Origin of the sequence: Bacillus solitudinis (assembly GCF_002797395.1) — a bacterium.
GTDB lineage: Bacteria > Bacillota > Bacilli > Bacillales > Bacillaceae_D > Halalkalibacter_A > Halalkalibacter_A solitudinis.
In genome coordinates, this window is record NZ_KZ454943.1 from 2,024,562 (window position 1) to 2,045,703 (window position 21,142).

Sequence of the window (21,142 nt, forward strand, 5' to 3'; positions counted from 1 at the left end):
AGTACAATAGAGTAAGGTATACTAATCGAATGACGAAAAATGTGAAGGCAGCAATTCTCTTACTGATTTGCTGTCTTCACTTTGATACGTGTTTTGTTAAATAGCCCTTTGTAGGGAGAAAGAGTGGTATGAAATGGAACAGCTTACGATTTCGACAGCTTACATTACTTTAGGTCAAGTGCTAAAAGAGGTAGGAGCAATCGATACCGGTGGGATGGCGAAATGGTACCTTGCTGAACACGAAGTTTTTATAAATGGAGAGCTTGAAAATCGGAGAGGGAAAAAACTTGTCCCTGGCGATCAAATCAAGCTTGCGGATGAAACAGAATTTGAGATTGTCTCTGTTTAGGAGGACTCTCTTTGTATATTAAAACATTAGGTATTAAACATTTTCGGAATTATCATCAAGCAGACTTAATGTTTGATGATAATGTTAATGTCTTTATCGGTGAAAATGCTCAAGGGAAAACAAATATTATCGAGGCCATTTATGTTTTAGCTTTGGCAAAGTCACATCGAACAAGTAAGGACAAGGAATTAATTCAATGGAATGAAGAGTTTTCTAAAATTCAAGGTGATGTAATCAAACAATCGGGGTCTGTTAAACTAGACGTTGTTATTTCCACCAAAGGAAAAAAGGTTAAACTTAATGGTCTTGAACAAAGAAGATTAAGTGAGTACGTAGGTGCGGTTAATGTGGTCATGTTCGCTCCAGAAGATTTGAATCTTGTAAAGGGAAGTCCGCAAGTACGTAGAAGATTCATCGATATGGAGCTTGGACAAATTAGTAAAATATATCTTCATCATTTAGGTCTCTATCAAAAAATACTAATTCAACGTAATCATTTATTAAAAGATTTACAGGTTAAAAAGGGTTCATTGGATATGCTCGACATTCTAACAGACCAGCTAATAGAAGTTGCTGCAAATATAACAAAAAAGCGGTTTATTTTTGTAGCTCAGCTTCAAAAATGGGCTGAGCCGGTTCATCATGATATTAGTAGAGGCAAAGAACGGCTTGAAATTACCTATAAACCTTCTTCTAACGTATCAGAAGAGATGGAATTGTCGAAAATAAAGGAAGTATTCAATGAAACGTATAAATCCAAAAAACAAAGTGAAATCGGAAGAGGTGTCTCGTTGTTTGGGCCACATCGAGATGATTTAGGGTTTCTTGTTAATGATAACGATGTTCAGACATATGGATCACAAGGTCAGCAACGTACAACTGCACTTGCTATAAAATTAGCAGAAATTGAATTGATTTATGCTGAAATTGGTGAGTATCCCATTTTACTTTTAGATGACGTTCTATCTGAACTTGACGATTATAGACAATCTCATCTCCTGCAAACAATTCAGCGACGTGTTCAAACGTTTGTGACCACGACAAGTATTGACGGTTTAAACCATGATACACTACGTCAAGCTGCGATTTTCCGAGTTGATAAAGGGATTGTTGTAAAAGACACGTAAGGCGGTGACTTGAATGTTTATTCATTTAGGTGGAGACTTCATTATTCGTTCGAAAGAAATTATTGCAATTTTAAATCAAGATGTTCAAGAGATGTCAACAATGACAAAGGCCTTTTTAAAACAAGAGGAAAGTCAAAAAAAAAGGGTAGTTATTTCTTCAGAATTCATTAAATCCATTGTGGTTACAGATGACTCCATTTTTTATTCACCTGTTTCATCCATTACGTTAAATCGACGAGCGCAAGCAACCTCTGAACTTGAACATCAACTTGATAAAAATCAGGAAGTTTAGTCTCGATAGATTATGGGGTTTCACATTATAGTTTTATTTGAAATAAAGAAAAGGGCTGCTATAGACCTTTTCTAGGGTACACACGGCAAGTCGTGTAGATAATTGGAAATGAAGGTGAAGAGTGTGGCGAATGAACAACATTTAGAGCAAGAATCCTATGATGAGAGTCAAATCCAGGTCCTTGAAGGTCTTGAAGCTGTTCGGAAAAGACCTGGGATGTATATTGGCTCTACGAGTGGACGAGGACTGCATCATCTAGTTTGGGAGATTGTCGACAATAGTATTGATGAAGCGATGGCTGGTTATTGTGATACGATCACAGTTGTAATTGAAGAGGACAATAGTATTACTGTCGAAGATAATGGTCGTGGGATCCCAGTAGGTGTACATGAAAAGATGGGTCGTCCCGCTGTTGAGGTAATCATGACAGTTCTCCATGCTGGTGGAAAATTTGGTGGTGGTGGCTATAAAGTTTCTGGTGGACTTCATGGGGTGGGAGCTTCTGTTGTAAACGCGCTGTCAACATTGCTTGAGGTTTTCGTACATCGTGATGGCAATGTTCATCATATGCAATTTCATCGCGGTGTTCCAGCCGCAGATTTAAAAATTATTGGTGAAACCGATAAAACGGGGACAATTATTCATTTTAGACCGGATGACGAAATTTTTAAGGAAACAACGGTTTATGAATATGACATTTTAGCAAAAAGACTGCGTGAATTAGCGTTTTTAAATAAAGGATTAACGATCCAGATTGAAGATAAGCGTGAAGGTGGTAAGAAAGCGACTTATTTTTATGAAGGTGGAATTGCTTCTTTTGTTGAACATTTAAATCGTTCAAGGGAAGTTCTTCATGACGAACCGATTCATATTGAAGGTGAAAAGGACGGGATTACCGTTGAGGTTGCGGTTCAATATAATGATGGTTATGTGAGCAATATTTATTCATTTGCTAATAATATTAATACCCACGAAGGTGGAACGCATGAATCCGGATTTAAAACGGGGTTAACACGCGTAATAAATGATTATGCTAGAAAGAATAATCTTTTTAAAGAAAATGACCCTAATTTAACGGGTGATGATGTGCGTGAAGGGTTAACGGCAATTATATCAGTCAAAATTCCTGACCCTCAATTTGAAGGTCAAACGAAAACTAAGCTTGGAAATAGTGAAGCTCGGACGATTACGGATTCATTGTTCAGTGAATATTTTGCCCGTTTCTTAAGTGAAAATCCTCAAGTAGCTAGAAAGGTTATTGAAAAAGGACTTATGGCGTCGAGAGCGCGAGAAGCTGCCAAAAAGGCTCGTGAGTTAACGCGACGTAAGAGTGCTTTAGAAGTTAGTTCTTTACCTGGTAAATTAGCAGATTGTTCATCTAAGGATGCGACAATTAGTGAAATTTATATCGTTGAGGGTGACTCTGCTGGAGGATCTGCAAAGCAAGGACGTGACCGGCACTTTCAAGCAATACTACCACTTAGAGGGAAAATTATTAACGTTGAAAAAGCACGTTTAGATAAAATACTTGCAAATAACGAAATTCGTTCGATGATTACGGCTTTTGGTACAGGAATTGGTGCCGATTTTAATATTGAAAAAGCACGTTATCATAAAATTATTATCATGACAGACGCAGATGTCGATGGTGCTCATATTCGAACACTTATTTTAACGTTCTTCTATCGTTATATGAGACCACTCATAGAACGAGGATACATTTACATCGCTCAACCACCTTTGTACAAAATTACACAAGGTCGCGATATCCAATATGCGTATAGTGATAAGGAACTTGAACAAACGTTAAGCGGTGTATCAGAGCGATCGAAGGTAGGAATTCAGCGTTACAAAGGTTTAGGAGAAATGAACCCGACCCAGTTATGGGAAACGACGATGGATCCTGAATTTCGGACTGTTCTTCAAGTGACATTAGAGGATGCAATGAAAGCGGATGAGGTATTTGAAGTTCTCATGGGAGATCGAGTTGAACCACGACGTGATTTTATTCAAGAGAACGCTCAATACGTGAAGAATCTTGATATATAGGTGGAGGTTTGTCTAGATGGCAGAACAGGATCAATCAAGAATAAAAGAAATTAATATTAGCCAGGAAATGCAAGCGTCCTTTATGGATTATGCTATGAGTGTTATTGTTTCTCGTGCTCTTCCAGACGCAAGGGATGGGCTTAAGCCTGTGCATCGCAGAATATTATATGCCATGAATGATTTAGGAATGACGTCAGATAAGGCATATAAAAAGTCTGCTCGTATTGTTGGCGAAGTTATTGGTAAGTATCACCCTCATGGTGATTCAGCTGTATATGAGACCATGGTAAGAATGGCGCAAGATTTCAGTTTCCGTTATATGCTTGTTGATGGACATGGTAACTTCGGTTCTGTTGATGGTGATGCAGCAGCCGCAATGCGTTACACAGAAGCAAAAATGTCCAAAATCTCGATGGAACTTCTTCGAGACATTAATAAAGATACGATTGATTATCAGGATAACTATGATGGTTCTGAACGGGAGCCTGTTGTTATGCCTGCACGCTTTCCGAATCTTTTAGTTAACGGAGCTTCCGGGATTGCTGTAGGGATGGCAACGAATATTCCTCCTCACCAATTAGGTGAAGTTATTGATGGGGTATTAGCACTTTCGGAAAATCCTGATATTAGTATTCCTGAATTAATGGAATATATTCCGGGTCCAGACTTCCCAACAGGTGCTGAAATTTTAGGGCGTTCTGGTATCCGTAAAGCTTATCAAACAGGACGTGGATCGATTATTTTAAGAGCGATCACGACAATTGAGGAAAATAATGGAAAATCACGTATCATCGTTAATGAGCTTCCTTATCAAGTGAATAAAGCTAAGTTAGTTGAAAAAATTGCAGAGCTTGTACGTGAAAAGAAAATTGACGGGATTACTGATTTACGTGACGAATCTGACCGTAATGGAATGCGTATGGTTATTGAAGTAAGACGTGATGCCAATGCCAATGTCTTGTTAAATAACTTATATAAACAGACTGCTTTACAAACAAGTTTCGGAATTAACCTCCTTGCATTAGTAGGAGGACAGCCTAAAGTGCTTAACTTAAAAGAGTGCTTAGTGCATTATCTTGATCATCAAGTCGAAGTAATTAGACGCCGAACTGCGTTTGAACTACGAAAGGCAGAGGCGAGAGCACATATTCTTGAAGGTTTAAGGGTTGCCCTTGATCATCTTGATGAAGTGATTGCTCTAATCCGTAGCTCTCAAACAACCGATATTGCCAGAACTGGTTTAATGGAACGTTTTGAATTAAGCTATGAACAATCTCAAGCCATTTTAGATATGCGTCTGCAACGTTTAACTGGTTTAGAACGTGATAAAATTGAAGCAGAATATAACGACCTACTAGCTAGAATTGCTGAATATAAAGCGATTTTAGCTAATGAGGAAAAGGTGTTAGAAATTATTCGTGAAGAGTTAACGGAAATTAAAGATAAATTTAATGACCAACGACGCACCGGAATTTCTATGAGTGAAGACCATTTGGAGGACGAAGATTTAATTCCTCGGCAGAATGTCATTATTACAATTTCCCATAATGGTTATGTGAAACGACTTCCGATTTCAACATATCGTAGTCAAAAGCGTGGCGGGAAAGGTATTCAAGGAATGGGTACGAATGATAATGATTTTGTACAACATCTCTTTACAACTAATTCTCATCACACTATTTTATTTTTTACAAACAAAGGGAAAGTATACCGTCTTAAAGGTTATGAAATTCCTGAGCTTGGACGAACAGCAAAAGGAATTCCAATTATTAATCTGTTGCAAATTGAACGAGGTGAATATATAAGTACTGTTATTCCGATTGAAGAATTTGATGATGATTCGTACTTATTCTTCTTAACAAAGTATGGAATAGCAAAACGTTCCCAGCTCTCATCTTTTGGTAATATTCGAAAAGGTGGATTGTTTGCCATAAATCTTAGGGGAGATGATGAGTTACATGGTGTCCGTTTAACAGATGGAAAACAAGAAATTATTATTGGAACCAAACAAGGAATGGCGATTCGTTTCCATGAAAATGATGTTCGTTTAATGGGAAGAACCGCAGGAGGGGTAAAAGGAATTACACTCTCTGAGGATGATTATGTTGTTGGAATGGATATCATTGAAGAACAGCATGATGTGTTAATTGTTACCGAAAAGGGATACGGTAAACGTACACCAATTGAAGAATATCGCATCCAAAATCGCGGTGGTAAAGGAATTAAGACATGTAATATTACTGATAAGAATGGTCCTTTAGTCTCCTTGAAAATTGTTTCTAATGATCATGATATTATGATTATTACTGCGAGTGGTGTGATTATAAGAACACATGCAGAAGGGATTTCAACGACTGGACGTAATACTCAAGGAGTTACCCTTATTCGTGTAAATGAGGGCGAAGAAGTAGCAACTGTTGCTCGAGTTGATATCGAAGATGAAGAAATAGATGATTTGATTGAAGAAATCACGGATGAGAATACATCTAGTAATGACGAACAAGAAAATCCTGAAGAAGAAAACCCTGAAGAAGAATAACATTCATATGATTTAATAACCCTGCATTTTAGATGCAGGGTTATTTTTATGTAAAGAAGGAAGTCCCATCCATAGTAGGAGAATTAAGAGGAAATTAAATGGAGATTAACATTATTTACATTTAATTTAAATATCTTAACACTCTATTAATCTAGCATCAATATTTCCCCTATATTCTAAATAAGAGATAATTCTATTACTAATTAAAGGGGTGTTTAGAAAGTGGAACAAATCAATCGTCGTAAATTTTTAACGTATGTTGGGACAGGTGTTACTGCACTGGGTGTAGCTTCAACAGGTTTAGGCGCATTTGTACCAAAGGCAAGTGCTGCTGGGGATGTAAAAGCGAGTAGCCACTTATTTGGTTTCAAGAAAAAGGTTTCTGGATTAAAGTTCTCGCCGATTGAACCGAGTACGAAGGATGAACTTATTTTGCCTAAAGGTTACAAATACGATGTAATTGCAGCTTACGGGGATAAAATTAATAAAAAAGGCGATACTTTTGGTTTTAATAATGATTTTACAATGTTTTTCCCCATCAATGGCTCAAATGAACGAGGCTTATTATGGGTTAACCATGAGTACTCTAGTGAATTATTTGTTCATGGCAAAAAACAGGGTGATACATATACAAAGCAGCAAATTGAAAAATTACTTTATACTCAAGGTGGTTCGATTATTGAAGTTTACCGTGATGAGAACGGTATTTGGAAAATGGATACAACTTCTAAATATGCACGACGAATTACAGGCTTAACACCGTTTAATTTAACTGGACCTGCTAAAGGATCAAAAACAGTCAGCGGGGCAACGAATGTTCAAGGTACATTTGCGAACTGTTCTGGGGGGATGACACCGTGGAACACAGTTTTATCAGCGGAAGAAAATTATGAACGTACGGCAAACGATGCTGGCTTAGATGCTACACATTACGGTTGGATTATTGAAGTGGATCCATTTAATGAAAAATTCATGCCACGTAAACACACAGCGTTAGGGCGTTTTAACCATGAAAACGCTGCTGTTAGTACCACAAACGATGGAAGACTTGTTGTATATATGGGCGACGATAAAAAAAATGCATGTGTTTACAAGTTTATTAGCAAAAATAAGTATGTCGAATCAAGAGGGGCAGCTAACTCAGACCTTCTTGAAGAGGGAACGCTTTATGTAGCAAATATGAAGAGTGGGAAATGGGTTGCTTTAACACTCGAAGCTGTTCGTAAAGCTGCAGAAAAAAATGCAGACTTATTGGATAAATTTAAAACCCAAGCAGATGTTCTTGTTTATACACATGAGGCAGCTTTATTGGTAGGTGGTACCCCAACAGACCGTCCAGAAGATGTTGAGGTTAGTCCTTTTGATAAAACAGTATTTATAGCTCATACCAATAATGATTCACATGGTAATATTCATGGGCATATTACACGTTTTATTGAGGAAAATGATGACTTAGGATCGCTAACTTTCGACTTTCAAATTTTCGCAGCTGGTGGAAGCCAAAGTGGTTTTAGTGCTCCTGATAATTTAACTTTTGATAGTGAAGGAAACTTGTGGACAGTAACTGATATGTCATCAAGTGCTATGAATAAAGGAGTATTTACCTCTTTTGGTAATAATGGAGTTTTTGTTATTCCGACAATCGGGGTTGAACAAGGTGAAGCGTATCAGTTTGCAAGTGGACCAATTGACTCTGAAATTACTGGACCTTGTTTTACACCTGATGAAACAGCACTTTTTGTGGCCGTTCAACATCCAGGCGAAAATTCAAAAGACCTAAATAACTTAACAAGCAAGTGGCCGCATCGTGCTGGTGATACCATGCCACGTCCAGCGGTTGTTGCGATTACTGGATTTAAATATTAAAGCAATTATTGCTTATAAAACAAATAAAGGAGCAAATGCGGATGCTACAAAATATCGGAATACCAGGACTCATTTTAGTTTTGGTTATTGCTCTTATCATTTTCGGACCATCAAAGTTACCGGAGATTGGACGAGCATTCGGAACCACGCTAAGAGAATTTAAAAAATCTACACGTGATTTAGTTTCAGATGACGAGAGAAAGACAGAAACGACTGAACCCTCTGAAACTGTTAGTAAAGAGAAGGAAAAAGTAATGTAAGAAATTTAGAGTAAAAGAAGATGTGAGTTTGCTTTCTCTACTTACATCTTCTTTTTTTATTTGAAAGTAAAATTTAATTTAAAGTAGGAGGGTTTTTAGATGGAGGACCGTAATATGGATTTGGTAGCACATCTGGGTGAAATGCGGAAGCGCCTAATTATAATATTCGGATTTTTTACTATTTTTTTAATTGCAGGCTTTATATATGTAGAAAAAATATATTTATATTTGGTAGCAGACTTACCTATAAAGTTAGCTATCCTCGGGCCGAGTGATATATTATGGGTTTATTTTATTATAGCGGGGGTTATCGCAATTGCTGGGACAATCCCAATTGCAGCTTACCAGGTTTGGCTTTTTGTGAAACCTGCTCTTTCCCTAAAAGAAAGTAAAGTTACATTGGCATATATCCCCTCCCTATTTATTTTATTCTTAGTAGGGCTTAGTTTCGGTTACTTTGTTGTTTTTCCAATTGTCCTTGATTTTCTGATGTCTTTATCAGGCGAGTTGTTCCATACTTTTTATACAACAGAAAAGTATTTTAATTTTTTATTACATATGACCTTACCTTTTGGTTTTTTATTTGAGTTACCAGTTATTATCATGTTTTTAACTAGTCTTGGTGTTTTAAATCCTTACAAATTACAGAAGATGCGTAAATATGCTTATTTTGCACTTATTGTTATTTCAATTTTAATAACACCTCCAGACTTTTTATCAGATATCCTTGTAATTATTCCTTTATTGTTTTTATATGAATGTAGCGTTTTACTTTCGAAAGTTGTCTATAGAAGAAAACAGCACTTTAATCAGGATTTAAAAATGGATGTTTAAAATAATTATCAGGAGAGGTTCCTCTTTTGTTTACTTCATACAAAACGGTAAAATTAAGCTTTAGAGCAAAGGTGCGTTTATTTATGTTTACCCCTATCGTATAATGAACAGATACTTTAAATTTGAAGTTTAATTACTGTATGATTTTTAGAAAAGGGGAACCTAAGGATGAGGGTTAAAGTGAAACAGTTAATTGAAGGTTGTATATTAGCTGAGGATATTTATAGTTCAACAGACTTTCCAATTATTAAAGAAAATACAATTTTAGCCAATAGGCATTTGACCATTATTCACGCATTTTTAATAGAAACCGTTGAAGTTGAATCAGTATTATCTAGTGGTGAAAAATTTGAACCAGTTGAATTGGTAGAGGAGGAAGAAGGATTTCAGAAAAGTGAGAAGAGCTTAGAGGAAGTAACTGAATCTAGCTTTCTTCAAATCTACCTTGAAGCAGTAAAACAATATAAGAAACTTTTTAGTTCTTGGCAAGCTGGTCAGCGCGTTGAAATGATTGAAGTTAGAAAAAACATCTTACCACTTTTTGAACGTGTAATTGAACATCCGGTTGATTTGTTGCGATTGCACCATTACAGCACAACTAAGGATTATATCTATCATCATGCGATAGCAGTTGGTGCTCTTTCCGCTTTTCTTGGTAATAAATTAAATTATTCAAAAGGAGAGTGGATGCAAATTGGCTTTGGAGGAGCGTTGGCTGATGCCGGAATGTCAAAAGTATCTCCAAAAATTTTAGAAAAAGAAGGTCCTTTAACAGCTACAGAATTTGAAGAAATGAAGAAGCACCCAATTCATAGTTATAGAATGTTAAAAGACGTGACAGGCGTGACCGATTCTGTTTTGTTAGCTGTTCTTCAGCATCATGAAAGACATGATGGAAGTGGTTACCCTCTTGGAGCAAACGATCAAAAAATGCATATTTTTAGTCAAGTTGTAGCTGTTGCTGATGTTTACCATGCAATGACATCAGAGCGCCACTATCGTTCAAAACGTTCTCCGTACCAAGTTTTAGAGGAAATATCAAAAGAGGAATTTGGAAAGTTTGATCACAAAATTCTCCAAACACTACTTGATAGTTTAATTCAAGTTTCCGTTGGTACAAAGGTTCGATTAACAACAGGGGAAGAGGCTGAGATTGTTTTTTTTGATAGTCTTTCACCGACGAGGCCGATGGTTAAATTAAAAAATGGGGATATTATCCACCTAGCACAACAAACACATATGCATATAGATGAAATTATATCGTAATAACAACCCTTTTTTAGGTTAGTTATCATGAAAAATAATGATATGTTTTTACTTGTCGTCAAGAATAATATAATTATTGAAAAATGCTTGACGCAAGTAAATCATTCTGGTATATTAATAAAGTCGCCAAAACACGATGACGAGTTCTTTGAAAACTGAACAAAAGCCAAGCGAAAAAATAGAGATTGTTTTATTTCGATAAATCAAATCTCGTCAATTTATTATGTAATATCGTTAGCGATATTTTTGAGCCTGTTGGTAAAACAACTCAAACACTTTTATGGAGAGTTTGATCCTGGCTCAGGACGAACGCTGGCGGCGTGCCTAATACATGCAAGTCGAGCGGACCTTTAGGAGCTTGCTCCTAAAGGTTAGCGGCGGACGGGTGAGTAACACGTGGGCAACCTGCCCCTTAGACCGGGATAACATCGAGAAATCGGTGCTAATACCGGATGATAGAACGAGCGTTCATGCGCATGTTCTCAAAGATGGCTCCGGCTATCACTAAGGGATGGGCCCGCGGCGCATTAGCTAGTTGGTAAGGTAACGGCTTACCAAGGCGACGATGCGTAGCCGACCTGAGAGGGTGATCGGCCACACTGGGACTGAGACACGGCCCAGACTCCTACGGGAGGCAGCAGTAGGGAATCTTCCGCAATGGACGAAAGTCTGACGGAGCAACGCCGCGTGAGTGATGAAGGTTTTCGGATCGTAAAGCTCTGTTGTTAGGGAAGAACAAGTGTCGTTCAAATAGGGCGGCACCTTGACGGTACCTAACCAGAAAGCCACGGCTAACTACGTGCCAGCAGCCGCGGTAATACGTAGGTGGCAAGCGTTGTCCGGAATTATTGGGCGTAAAGCGCGCGCAGGCGGTCTTTTAAGTCTGATGTGAAAGCCCCCGGCTCAACCGGGGAGGGTCATTGGAAACTGGGAGACTTGAGTACAGAAGAGGAGAGTGGAATTCCACGTGTAGCGGTGAAATGCGTAGATATGTGGAGGAACACCAGTGGCGAAGGCGACTCTCTGGTCTGTAACTGACGCTGAGGCGCGAAAGCGTGGGGAGCAAACAGGATTAGATACCCTGGTAGTCCACGCCGTAAACGATGAGTGCTAGGTGTTAGGGGTTTCGATGCCCTTAGTGCCGAAGTTAACACATTAAGCACTCCGCCTGGGGAGTACGGCCGCAAGGCTGAAACTCAAAGGAATTGACGGGGGCCCGCACAAGCAGTGGAGCATGTGGTTTAATTCGAAGCAACGCGAAGAACCTTACCAGGTCTTGACATCCTTTGACCACCCTAGAGATAGGGCTTTCCCCTTCGGGGGACAAAGTGACAGGTGGTGCATGGTTGTCGTCAGCTCGTGTCGTGAGATGTTGGGTTAAGTCCCGCAACGAGCGCAACCCTTGACCTTAGTTGCCAGCATTTAGTTGGGCACTCTAAGGTGACTGCCGGTGATAAACCGGAGGAAGGTGGGGATGACGTCAAATCATCATGCCCCTTATGACCTGGGCTACACACGTGCTACAATGGATGGTACAAAGGGTTGCGAAGCCGCGAGGTGGAGCCAATCCCAGAAAGCCATTCTCAGTTCGGATTGTAGGCTGCAACTCGCCTACATGAAGCCGGAATTGCTAGTAATCGCGGATCAGCATGCCGCGGTGAATACGTTCCCGGGCCTTGTACACACCGCCCGTCACACCACGAGAGTTTGTAACACCCGAAGTCGGTGGGGTAACCTTTATGGAGCCAGCCGCCTAAGGTGGGACAGATGATTGGGGTGAAGTCGTAACAAGGTAGCCGTATCGGAAGGTGCGGCTGGATCACCTCCTTTCTATGGAGTTTTTACTCTAGTCGATATATGACGTAGGTCATATACGCTTTGGTCTTTTGTTCAGTTTTGAAGGAACTTTTGTTCTTTCTATAGGATAGTTCTTTGAAAACTAGATAATGAAATGTAAACATGAAAGTCAAGAAAATTCATGTTTAATCGGAGACGATTAAACAAAAACCTTTTTTAATTTGGTTAAGTTAGAAAGGGCGCACGGTGAATGCCTTGGCACTAGGAGCCGAAGAAGGACGTGACGAACGACGAAACGCCTCGGGGAGCTGTAAGTAAGCTTTGATCCGAGGATATCCGAATGGGGGAACCCATCATCCGTAATGGGATGATACCCGTATCTGAATACATAGGATACGAGGAGGCAGACCTGGGGAACTGAAACATCTAAGTACCCAGAGGAAGAGAAAGCAAATGCGATTTCCTAAGTAGCGGCGAGCGAAACGGAAACAGCCCAAACCAAGAGGCTTGCCTCTTGGGGTTGTAGGACGTCTCATACGGAGTCAGAAAAGAAGAGCATAGGTGAAGCGGTCTGGAAAGGCCCATCATAGAAGGTAACAATCCTGTAACCGAAATGCCCTTCTCTCCGAGACGGATCCTGAGTACGGCGGGACACGTGAAACCCCGTCGGAATCCGGGAGGACCATCTCCCAAGGCTAAATACTCCCTAGTGACCGATAGTGAACCAGTACCGTGAGGGAAAGGTGAAAAGCACCCCGGAAGGGGAGTGAAACAGATCCTGAAACCGTGTGCCTACAACTAGTTGGAGCCCGTTAATGGGTGACAGCGTGCCTTTTGTAGAATGAACCGGCGAGTTACGATCCCGTGCAAGGTTAAGCTGATAAGGCGGAGCCGTAGCGAAAGCGAGTCTGAATAGGGCGCCATAGTACGTGGTCGTAGACCCGAAACCGTGTGATCTACCCATGTCCAGGGTGAAGTTCAGGTAACACTGAATGGAGGCCCGAACCCACGCACGTTGAAAAGTGCGGGGATGAGGTGTGGGTAGGGGTGAAATGCCAATCGAACTCGGAAATAGCTGGTTCTCCCCGAAATAGCTTTAGGGCTAGCCTCGAGGTAAGAGTATTGGAGGTAGAGCACTGATTGAACTAGGGGTCCCCACAGGATTACCGAATTCAGTCAAACTCCGAATGCCAATTACTTATCCTCGGGAGTCAGACTGCGAGTGCTAAGATCCGTAGTCAAGAGGGAAACAGCCCAGACCATCAGCTAAGGTCCCAAAGTATACGTTAAGTGGAAAAGGATGTGGAGTTGCCCAGACAACCAGGATGTTGGCTTAGAAGCAGCCACCATTTAAAGAGTGCGTAATAGCTCACTGGTCGAGTGACTCTGCGCCGAAAATGTACCGGGGCTAAACGTATCACCGAAGCTATGGATTGACACCGTATGGTGTCAGTGGTAGGGGAGCGTTCTAAGTGCAGCGAAGTCAGACCGAGAGGACTGGTGGAGCGCTTAGAAGTGAGAATGCCGGTATGAGTAGCGAAAAGAGGGGTGAGAATCCCCTCCGTCGAAAGCCCAAGGTTTCCTGAGGAAGGCTCGTCCGCTCAGGGTAAGTCGGGACCTAAGCCGAGGCCGAAAGGCGTAGGCGATGGACAACAGGTTGAAATTCCTGTACCACCTCCTCACCGTTTGAGTAATGGGGGGACGCAGTAAGGTAGGGTAAGCGCACTGATGGATATGTGCGTCCAAGCAGTTAGGCTGAGAAGTAGGCAAATCCGCTTCTCGCGAAGGCTGAGCTGTGATGGCGAGGGAAATTAAGTACCGAAGTTCCTGATCCTACACTGCCTAGAAAAGCCTCTAGCGAGGTGAGAGGTGCCCGTACCGCAAACCGACACAGGTAGGCGAGAAGAGAATTCTAAGACGCGCGGGAGAACTCTCGTTAAGGAACTCGGCAAAATGACCCCGTAACTTCGGGAGAAGGGGTGCTCTAGTAGGGTGCAAGCCCGAGAGAGCCGCAGTGAATAGATCCAAGCGACTGTTTAGCAAAAACACAGGTCTCTGCGAAGCCGCAAGGCGAAGTATAGGGGCTGACACCTGCCCGGTGCTGGAAGGTTAAGAGGAGGGGTTATCCTTTTAGGAGAAGCTCTGAATTGAAGCCCCAGTAAACGGCGGCCGTAACTATAACGGTCCTAAGGTAGCGAAATTCCTTGTCGGGTAAGTTCCGACCCGCACGAATGGTGTAACGATTTGGATACTGTCTCAACGAGAGACCCGGTGAAATTATAGTACCTGTGAAGATGCAGGTTACCCGCGACAGGACGGAAAGACCCCATGGAGCTTTACTGTAGCTTGATATTGGATGTTGGTACAGTTTGTACAGGATAGGTAGGAGCCTTGGAAGCGTGAGCGCCAGCTTACGTGGAGGCGTCGGTGGGATACTACCCTGACTGTGCTGACATTCTAACCTCGGACCGTGATCCGGTTCAGGGACAGTGTCAGGTGGGCAGTTTGACTGGGGCGGTCGCCTCCTAAACAGTAACGGAGGCGCCCAAAGGTTCCCTCAGAATGGTTGGAAATCATTCGTAGAGTGCAAAGGCATAAGGGAGCTTGACTGCGAGACCTACAAGTCGAGCAGGGACGAAAGTCGGGCTTAGTGATCCGGTGGTTCCGCATGGAAGGGCCATCGCTCAACGGATAAAAGCTACCCTGGGGATAACAGGCTTATCTCCCCCAAGAGTCCACATCGACGGGGAGGTTTGGCACCTCGATGTCGGCTCATCGCATCCTGGGGCTGAAGTAGGTCCCAAGGGTTGGGCTGTTCGCCCATTAAAGCGGTACGCGAGCTGGGTTCAGAACGTCGTGAGACAGTTCGGTCCCTATCCGTCGCGGGCGCAGGAAATTTGAGAGGAGCTGTCCTTAGTACGAGAGGACCGGGATGGACACACCGCTGGTGTACCAGTTGTTCCGCCAGGAGCATCGCTGGGTAGCTACGTGTGGAAGGGATAAGTGCTGAAAGCATCTAAGCATGAAGCCCCCCTCGAGATGAGATTTCCCATGGAGTAATCCAGTAAGACCCCTCAAAGATGATGAGGTTGATAGGTCTGGTGTGGAAGCGTGGCGACACGTGGAGCTGACAGATACTAATCGGTCGAGGACTTATCCAATATTTCTTGACACATGTTTACACATTATCTAGTTTTGAGAGAACTATTCTTTCAATTACATCTTGATTTAACATCAAGACAAAGCTACTTGGTCTGCTCCTGCGTGCTGCGCTACTCGTCGCAAGCTAGCAAGGAAGTATAATCAGGTCGTAAGCTTGGTGGCGATAGCGAAGAGGTCACACCCGTTCCCATGCCGAACACGGTCGTTAAGCTCTTTTGCGCCGATGGTAGTTGGGGGCTTCCCCCTGTGAGAGTAGGACGTTGCCAGGCGATAAAGCACAACCCAATCGGGTTGTGCTTTTATTTAATTGTACAATAAAATAATGAAGCACAGTTCAATTGGATTGAATTGTGCTTTTTACTTTCATAGATTAAGTAGAGGGGCCACTATTAAAGTGTGTAGGAAGAAAAGTAAAGCATTGTTTCAAACGAATAAGAAAGTAGAAATTTTTCTAAGATGATTCAAATAGACATTCAAGGAGGGGCACGCCTCCATACACTGCAAGCTCTCTACTAGAAAATTACTTATAGAAGAAAATCTATACAACCTTTACTTACTAGATTTTTAATAGCGAATAAAGAAAAAGCGGAATCTTCTGTTGTGTTACGTCTAAAAAGTGAAGGATAAAAGGCAAATCATTCCCATCAATTGTATGAATTAATTCTCCCCACCATTCTGTCTCATATCGGCTAATCATACTTAAGTTATATAGCAATAAGTAGTGAACTGTAATTTCCGGAAGTAAGTAGTAATTTTCTTTTTTATTAAGTAAGAAATAATCCTTCTCTGCACTAATTAGAAAAGGAGGAAGAAAAGAACTTGTAAAATGTTGATTAAATTGTACGGTTAGCTTATCTTTGGCCTCTGAACAGGTAACTGACACTTGATTTAAATTCCAAAGCGGCTTATATTGACTTATATGCTGTTCAAATCGTTTCGGTGTCATATGATGAGAGTTAAGTATTTGAGAAGAGAAAACGATTGAATTGTTTCTACTTTCGCCTTTAATAGAAACATCCGTTTTTTGGATTAATAAAAACAAATCATGCAATTCTGGGATTTGTTTAAGTAAACAATCCATCCTATACTTTTCACCATCGATTTGTTTCATGTGAAACATTTTGTCTAAAAAGTGAGAATAAAGGCCGGTTCTCTGAATTTTTACTTCGTCATCGAGAAAGCGGTAGGCTGTTTTTTTTCTTTTTCTAGATGTTACGCCATGAGCCAATACTTGAGTAGATTCAGGGTAAAGAGGATCTCTTGTTAATATACAAGCTTTCATAAATTGTACTAAACCATAAAAAAGTAAAATTGGTTTTATTTCGATAGGTGCATTAGAAGCTTGTTCAAAGTATAGTTGGCCATGATGCAAGTGGTATAAAAAAGAATAGCTTGTTTGATACCCCTTAGCTTTAGGTTGTTCTATTTTCTGAAAATCATAGCACTCTGTTAGAAAAGACCGGGTATATGATGCGGAATAGAATGGAACAAGTGGTTTCAAGAAAGCTTCTTTCATAGTAAGAATCACCTTTTGTCAATGAATTCGGAAAAGTCAAACTTAATGTCTGTTCTTGACAGTAGTTTGCCCAATTGTTAAGCTACTAATAATATTTTTACGAAAAGAGAATGTGGAGAGGATGAATATTTAATGTGGGAGAATAAGTTTGAAAAGGAAGGGCTCACGTTTGATGATGTACTGCTTGTGCCTGCAAAGTCTGAAATATTGCCACGAGATGTATCTGTTAAAACCAAGCTTTCCGATAAGTTACAATTGAATATACCTTTAATTAGTGCAGGTATGGATACGGTCACTGAAGCAAAAATGGCAATTGCAATTGCGCGCGAAGGTGGTCTAGGTGTTATTCATAAAAATATGTCAGTTGAAGAGCAGGCAGAGCATGTCGACCGAGTAAAGCGATCTGAAAGTGGTGTTATTACAAACCCATTTTATTTAACACCTGATCGTCAAGTGTTCGATGCAGAACATTTGATGGCGAAGTATCGCATTTCAGGAGTTCCGATTGTTAATGAAGAAAGAAAGTTAGTGGGAATATTAACAAATCGTGATTTACGTTTCATTGAAGACTACTCAATTCTTATTGATGAAGTAATGACAAAAGATAATTTAGTCACTGCTCCAGTAGGGACAACTTTACAAGAAGCTGAAAAAACTCTCCAAAAGTATAAAATTGAAAAACTTCCCCTCGTTGATGAACAAGGTATTCTGAAAGGGTTAATTACAATTAAAGATATTGAAAAAGTAATTGAATTTCCAAATTCAGCAAAGGATTCTCAAGGGCGATTGGTTGTAGGCGCAGCAATTGGTGTGTCTGGCGATGCTGACGTCCGCATTGCTGCACTTGTGGACGCTGGTGTTGATGCAATTGTCATTGATACAGCACATGGTCACTCAAGAGGGGTACTTGATAAAGTTCGAGAATTACGTGACCAATATCCTGACCTAACGATTATTGCGGGTAACGTAGCCACAGCAGAGGCAACACGTGATTTAATTAAAGCTGGAGCAAGTGTTGTTAAAGTAGGTATAGGACCTGGTTCAATCTGTACAACGAGGATTGTTGCAGGAATTGGTGTTCCGCAAATAACGGCTGTTTATGATTGTGCAACGGAAGCACGTAAACACGGGGTCCCAATTATTGCTGATGGTGGTATTAAGTACTCTGGAGACATCGTTAAGGCTCTTGCAGCAGGTGGACATGCCGTTATGCTTGGTAGCCTCCTAGCAGGTGTTAGCGAGAGTCCTGGAGAGCGTGAAATCTATCAAGGCCGTCAGTTTAAAGTTTATCGCGGTATGGGTTCACTTGGTGCAATGGAAAAGGGAAGTAAGGATCGTTATTTCCAGGAAAATGCACAGAAGCTAGTTCCTGAAGGGATTGAAGGTCGTATCCCATATAAAGGACCACTTAATGATACAATTCATCAATTAATTGGGGGGATCCGAGCGGGAATGGGCTATTGCGGTACAGCATCCCTAGAAGATTTACGCAACAATGGGCGGTTTATTCGAATTACCGGTGCTGGTCTACGTGAAAGTCATCCACATGATGTCCAAATTACAAAAGAAGCACCAAATTACTCACTATAATTGAAATGACCTGGAAAATAGATAGAGTCTTCTCTATCTATTTTTTTATGAGTCGATGTGATAAAATAACGTTTATGTGAAAAGTAGTGGAGGTGGAGAGGTGAAACAAGCAACAATGAAAAACTGTTTTACAATCATGCTTACGGTTGTGCTGGTTTTAACTTTATTCATGCAGCCTAAATCTGCAGAAGCGGCATTAGATTTAGGAGCCGAATCAGCGATTCTTGTTGATGCAGCAACTGGTAAAATTTTGTATCAAAAAAATATAGATGCGATTTTACCTACGGCTAGTATGACTAAAATGATGAGTGAGTATCTTATTTTAGAGGCAATTAACAAGGGAAGCATCACGTGGGAACAACAAGTTCCAATAAGTGATCATGTACGAGCGCTTTCATTGAAAAGAGAACTATCAAACGTTCCTTTGCGTCAAGATGAGTCTTATTCTGTGAAACAATTATATGAATCGGTTGCGATTTACTCAGCAAATGCTTCAACTATAGCAATTGCTGAACTTATTGCTGGTTCGGAAACAGGCTTTGTAAAAATGATGAATGATAAAGGTAAGGAACTTGGTTTAGAGGATTATGAGTTTGTGAACTCGACAGGATTAAACAACAGTGACTTGCAAGGGAACCACCCTGAGGGAACAGGTGAAATTGCTGAAAATATGATGTCAGCAAGAGCAACTGCTAAGTTGGCTTACTCACTTTTAAGGGATTACCCAGAAGTGCTTGATACAGCGAGTATTCCAATGAAAGATTTCCAGGCTGGTCCAGGGGAAGAAGTCTCAATGGAAAATTGGAACTGGATGCTATCGAGTATTCGACCTCAGCATGACTATGAGGGAATAGATGGTTTGAAAACAGGTTACACTGCTGAGGCAGGGAATTGCTTTACCGCTACGGCTAAACGAGGCGGAACAAGACTTATATCTGTTGTGATGCGCACAGGAAGCCGTGACGACCGATTTAATGAAACAAGAAAGTTACTAGACTACGGTTTTAATAATTTCTCTCATCAAGAGCTAGTAGAAGCAGGCTTTATTCCTGAGGGTGAAAACATCTTACCGGTAGCAGCTGGTAAAGAAAAGGAAGTTTCAATTTCTAGTTCCGAAGCATTAGCTGGCGTTATTAAGAACGGTGAAGAAGAAGCTTATGAAGCCGTATTAACAATTGATAACTCCGTGTTGAATGGGGAAGGCGAACTGGTGGCCCCTATTGAGGCAGGGAAAATCGTGGGTACATTGTCTCTTGAATATACTGGTGAAGGAGAGGAAGAGTATCTCTATAGTCAACAGCATATTTCTTCAGACGTTGTAACTGATGTGAGTGTTGAAAAAGCAGGTTGGTTTTCAATGACGATGCGTGCGATTTCTGGTTTTTTCTCAGGGATATGGACAAGTGTTGCTAATATGTTTGGCAGTTAAACTGAAACAAAGAAGTCTCGAATGGAGCTACATTTTGCGTAGCTTCCATTTCGTGCTAAAATAGAAAACAGAAAAATTACCGAAACTTATACGGTTGCGTTATACTATAAATTGACAAGTAAACCAATTAAGTAAGGAACGGTATAGGAGGAATTACATATGAGTCAAATAGGAACGGATCGAGTAAAACGTGGTATGGCAGAAATGCAAAAAGGTGGCGTCATCATGGACGTTATTAATGCAGAACAGGCAAAAATTGCTGAAGATGCGGGTGCTGTTGCAGTCATGGCATTAGAGCGTGTACCAGCTGATATTCGTGCTGCTGGTGGGGTAGCTCGCATGGCTGACCCAAGAATTGTAGAAGAAGTTTTAAATGCCGTTTCGATTCCCGTAATGGCGAAAGCGCGAATTGGCCATATCGTTGAAGCGCGCATACTTGAAGCAATGGGTGTTGACTACATCGACGAGAGTGAAGTATTGACACCAGCTGATGAAGTGTATCATTTGTACAAGCGTGATTTCACTGTGCCATTTGTATGTGGGGCTCGTGATTTAGGAGAAGCTTCTCGTCGTATTGGAGAAGGTGCTTCAATGATCCGTACTAAGGGTGAGCCTGGAACAGGAAACATTGTTGAGGCTGTTCGTCATATGCGCATGATGCAGTCGCAAATTAAGAAAGTAGCTTCGATGTCCAAGGATGAACTTATGACGGAAGCAAAAAACTTAGGCGCTTCTTATGAATTACTTTTAGAGATTAAAGAAACAGGTAAGTTACCAGTTGTTAATTTTGCAGCAGGCGGAATTGCAACACCAGCTGATGCTGCTTTAATGATGCAACTAGGCTGTGATGGTGTCTTTGTAGGATCGGGTATTTTTAAATCAGACAACCCATCAAAGTTTGCTCGTGCGATTGTTGAAGCAACAACGCATTATGAAGATTACACATTAATTGCTGAGCTTTCAAAAGGCCTTGGAACACCAATGAAGGGGATTGAAATATCTACATTGCAACCAACGGACCGTATGCAAGAGCGAGGTTGGTAAACAAAATACTAGGAAGGAAGGG

General features: G+C 40.9%; 13 protein-coding genes and 3 rRNA genes. 15 read left to right on the forward strand and 1 reads right to left on the reverse strand.

Annotation, left to right across the window (positions count from 1 at the left end):
• The first annotated feature begins 133 nt into the window (after positions 1-133).
• The 12 genes from yaaA to rrf all read left to right on the forward strand — a co-directional run bounded on the left by yaaA (position 134) and on the right by rrf (position 15,810).
• Positions 134-349: a S4 domain-containing protein YaaA gene (gene yaaA, locus CEF19_RS09590; protein WP_100405887.1), complete on the forward strand. Its 216-nt coding sequence runs from the start codon at positions 134-136 to the stop codon at positions 347-349.
• Positions 350-360: 11 nt separating this feature from the next.
• Complete coding sequence (gene recF, locus CEF19_RS09595) at positions 361-1,476, forward strand: DNA replication/repair protein RecF (protein WP_100405888.1); 1,116 nt, start codon at positions 361-363, stop codon at positions 1,474-1,476.
• Between the two features lie 13 nt (positions 1,477-1,489).
• A complete protein-coding gene (gene remB, locus CEF19_RS09600; RefSeq protein WP_100405889.1) occupies positions 1,490-1,768 on the forward strand; it encodes an extracellular matrix regulator RemB in 279 nt (92 codons plus the stop codon).
• 108 nt (positions 1,769-1,876) lie between these two features.
• Positions 1,877-3,817, forward strand: coding sequence for a DNA topoisomerase (ATP-hydrolyzing) subunit B (gene gyrB, locus CEF19_RS09605; protein ID WP_100405890.1), 1,941 nt, complete (start codon positions 1,877-1,879; stop codon positions 3,815-3,817).
• A gap of 16 nt (positions 3,818-3,833) precedes the next feature.
• Positions 3,834-6,356, forward strand: coding sequence for a DNA gyrase subunit A (gene gyrA / locus CEF19_RS09610; protein WP_100405891.1), 2,523 nt, complete (start codon positions 3,834-3,836; stop codon positions 6,354-6,356).
• A 222-nt stretch (positions 6,357-6,578) separates the two neighbouring features.
• The gene (locus tag CEF19_RS09615; RefSeq protein WP_100405892.1) at positions 6,579-8,222 is read left to right on the forward strand and encodes a PhoX family protein; all 1,644 of its coding nucleotides are present in this window, start codon (positions 6,579-6,581) and stop codon (positions 8,220-8,222) included.
• Between the two features lie 41 nt (positions 8,223-8,263).
• Positions 8,264-8,482: a twin-arginine translocase TatA/TatE family subunit gene (locus tag CEF19_RS09620; protein WP_100405893.1), complete on the forward strand. Its 219-nt coding sequence runs from the start codon at positions 8,264-8,266 to the stop codon at positions 8,480-8,482.
• A gap of 99 nt (positions 8,483-8,581) precedes the next feature.
• Positions 8,582-9,316 carry a twin-arginine translocase subunit TatC gene (gene tatC / locus CEF19_RS09625; protein ID WP_100405894.1) on the forward strand — a complete coding sequence of 245 codons (735 nt, stop codon included), beginning with the start codon at positions 8,582-8,584 and terminating at the stop codon, positions 9,314-9,316.
• A gap of 168 nt (positions 9,317-9,484) precedes the next feature.
• A complete protein-coding gene (locus CEF19_RS09630) occupies positions 9,485-10,582 on the forward strand; it encodes an HD-GYP domain-containing protein (RefSeq protein ID WP_100405895.1) in 1,098 nt (365 codons plus the stop codon).
• 277 nt (positions 10,583-10,859) lie between these two features.
• A 16S ribosomal RNA gene (locus tag CEF19_RS09635) occupies positions 10,860-12,412 on the forward strand.
• 190 nt (positions 12,413-12,602) lie between these two features.
• A 23S ribosomal RNA gene (locus tag CEF19_RS09640) occupies positions 12,603-15,540 on the forward strand.
• A 154-nt stretch (positions 15,541-15,694) separates the two neighbouring features.
• Positions 15,695-15,810: ribosomal RNA gene (gene rrf, locus CEF19_RS09645) — 5S ribosomal RNA — on the forward strand.
• The 16S, 23S and 5S rRNA genes sit together here, the layout of an rRNA operon.
• A gap of 287 nt (positions 15,811-16,097) precedes the next feature.
• Here rrf and CEF19_RS09650 read toward each other — a convergent pair.
• Positions 16,098-17,057: a YaaC family protein gene (locus tag CEF19_RS09650; RefSeq protein ID WP_100405896.1), complete on the reverse strand. Its 960-nt coding sequence runs from the start codon at positions 17,055-17,057 to the stop codon at positions 16,098-16,100.
• Between the two features lie 132 nt (positions 17,058-17,189).
• Between CEF19_RS09650 and guaB the strand changes: the two genes are divergently transcribed.
• The 3 genes from guaB to pdxS all read left to right on the forward strand — a co-directional run bounded on the left by guaB (position 17,190) and on the right by pdxS (position 21,120).
• Positions 17,190-18,647 (forward strand): IMP dehydrogenase, encoded by a 1,458-nt coding sequence (gene guaB, locus CEF19_RS09655; RefSeq protein WP_100405897.1) that lies wholly within the window; start codon positions 17,190-17,192, stop codon positions 18,645-18,647.
• A 115-nt stretch (positions 18,648-18,762) separates the two neighbouring features.
• Complete coding sequence (locus tag CEF19_RS09660; RefSeq protein WP_100408269.1) at positions 18,763-20,076, forward strand: D-alanyl-D-alanine carboxypeptidase family protein; 1,314 nt, start codon at positions 18,763-18,765, stop codon at positions 20,074-20,076.
• 159 nt (positions 20,077-20,235) lie between these two features.
• Positions 20,236-21,120, forward strand: a complete 885-nt coding sequence (pdxS, locus tag CEF19_RS09665) for a pyridoxal 5'-phosphate synthase lyase subunit PdxS (RefSeq protein ID WP_100405898.1) — start codon at positions 20,236-20,238, stop codon at positions 21,118-21,120.
• The last annotated feature ends 22 nt before the right edge of the window (positions 21,121-21,142 follow it).

Excerpts from the sequence above, each read along its gene's own strand:
- yaaA (WP_100405887.1), top strand. The coding sequence starts at position 134 with ATGGAACAGCTTACGATTTCGACAGCTTACATTACTTTAGGTCAAGTG.
- remB (WP_100405889.1), top strand. The coding sequence starts at position 1,490 with ATGTTTATTCATTTAGGTGGAGACTTCATTATTCGTTCGAAAGAAATT.
- gyrB (WP_100405890.1), top strand. The coding sequence starts at position 1,877 with ATGAAGGTGAAGAGTGTGGCGAATGAACAACATTTAGAGCAAGAATCC.
- gyrA (WP_100405891.1), top strand. The coding sequence starts at position 3,834 with ATGGCAGAACAGGATCAATCAAGAATAAAAGAAATTAATATTAGCCAG.
- CEF19_RS09620 (WP_100405893.1), top strand. The coding sequence starts at position 8,264 with ATGCTACAAAATATCGGAATACCAGGACTCATTTTAGTTTTGGTTATT.
- tatC (WP_100405894.1), top strand. The coding sequence starts at position 8,582 with ATGGAGGACCGTAATATGGATTTGGTAGCACATCTGGGTGAAATGCGG.
- CEF19_RS09630 (WP_100405895.1), top strand. The coding sequence starts at position 9,485 with ATGAGGGTTAAAGTGAAACAGTTAATTGAAGGTTGTATATTAGCTGAG.
- CEF19_RS09650 (WP_100405896.1), bottom strand. The coding sequence starts at position 17,057 with ATGAAAGAAGCTTTCTTGAAACCACTTGTTCCATTCTATTCCGCATCA.
- guaB (WP_100405897.1), top strand. The coding sequence starts at position 17,190 with ATGTGGGAGAATAAGTTTGAAAAGGAAGGGCTCACGTTTGATGATGTA.
- CEF19_RS09660 (WP_100408269.1), top strand. The coding sequence starts at position 18,763 with ATGAAAAACTGTTTTACAATCATGCTTACGGTTGTGCTGGTTTTAACT.
- pdxS (WP_100405898.1), top strand. The coding sequence starts at position 20,236 with ATGAGTCAAATAGGAACGGATCGAGTAAAACGTGGTATGGCAGAAATG.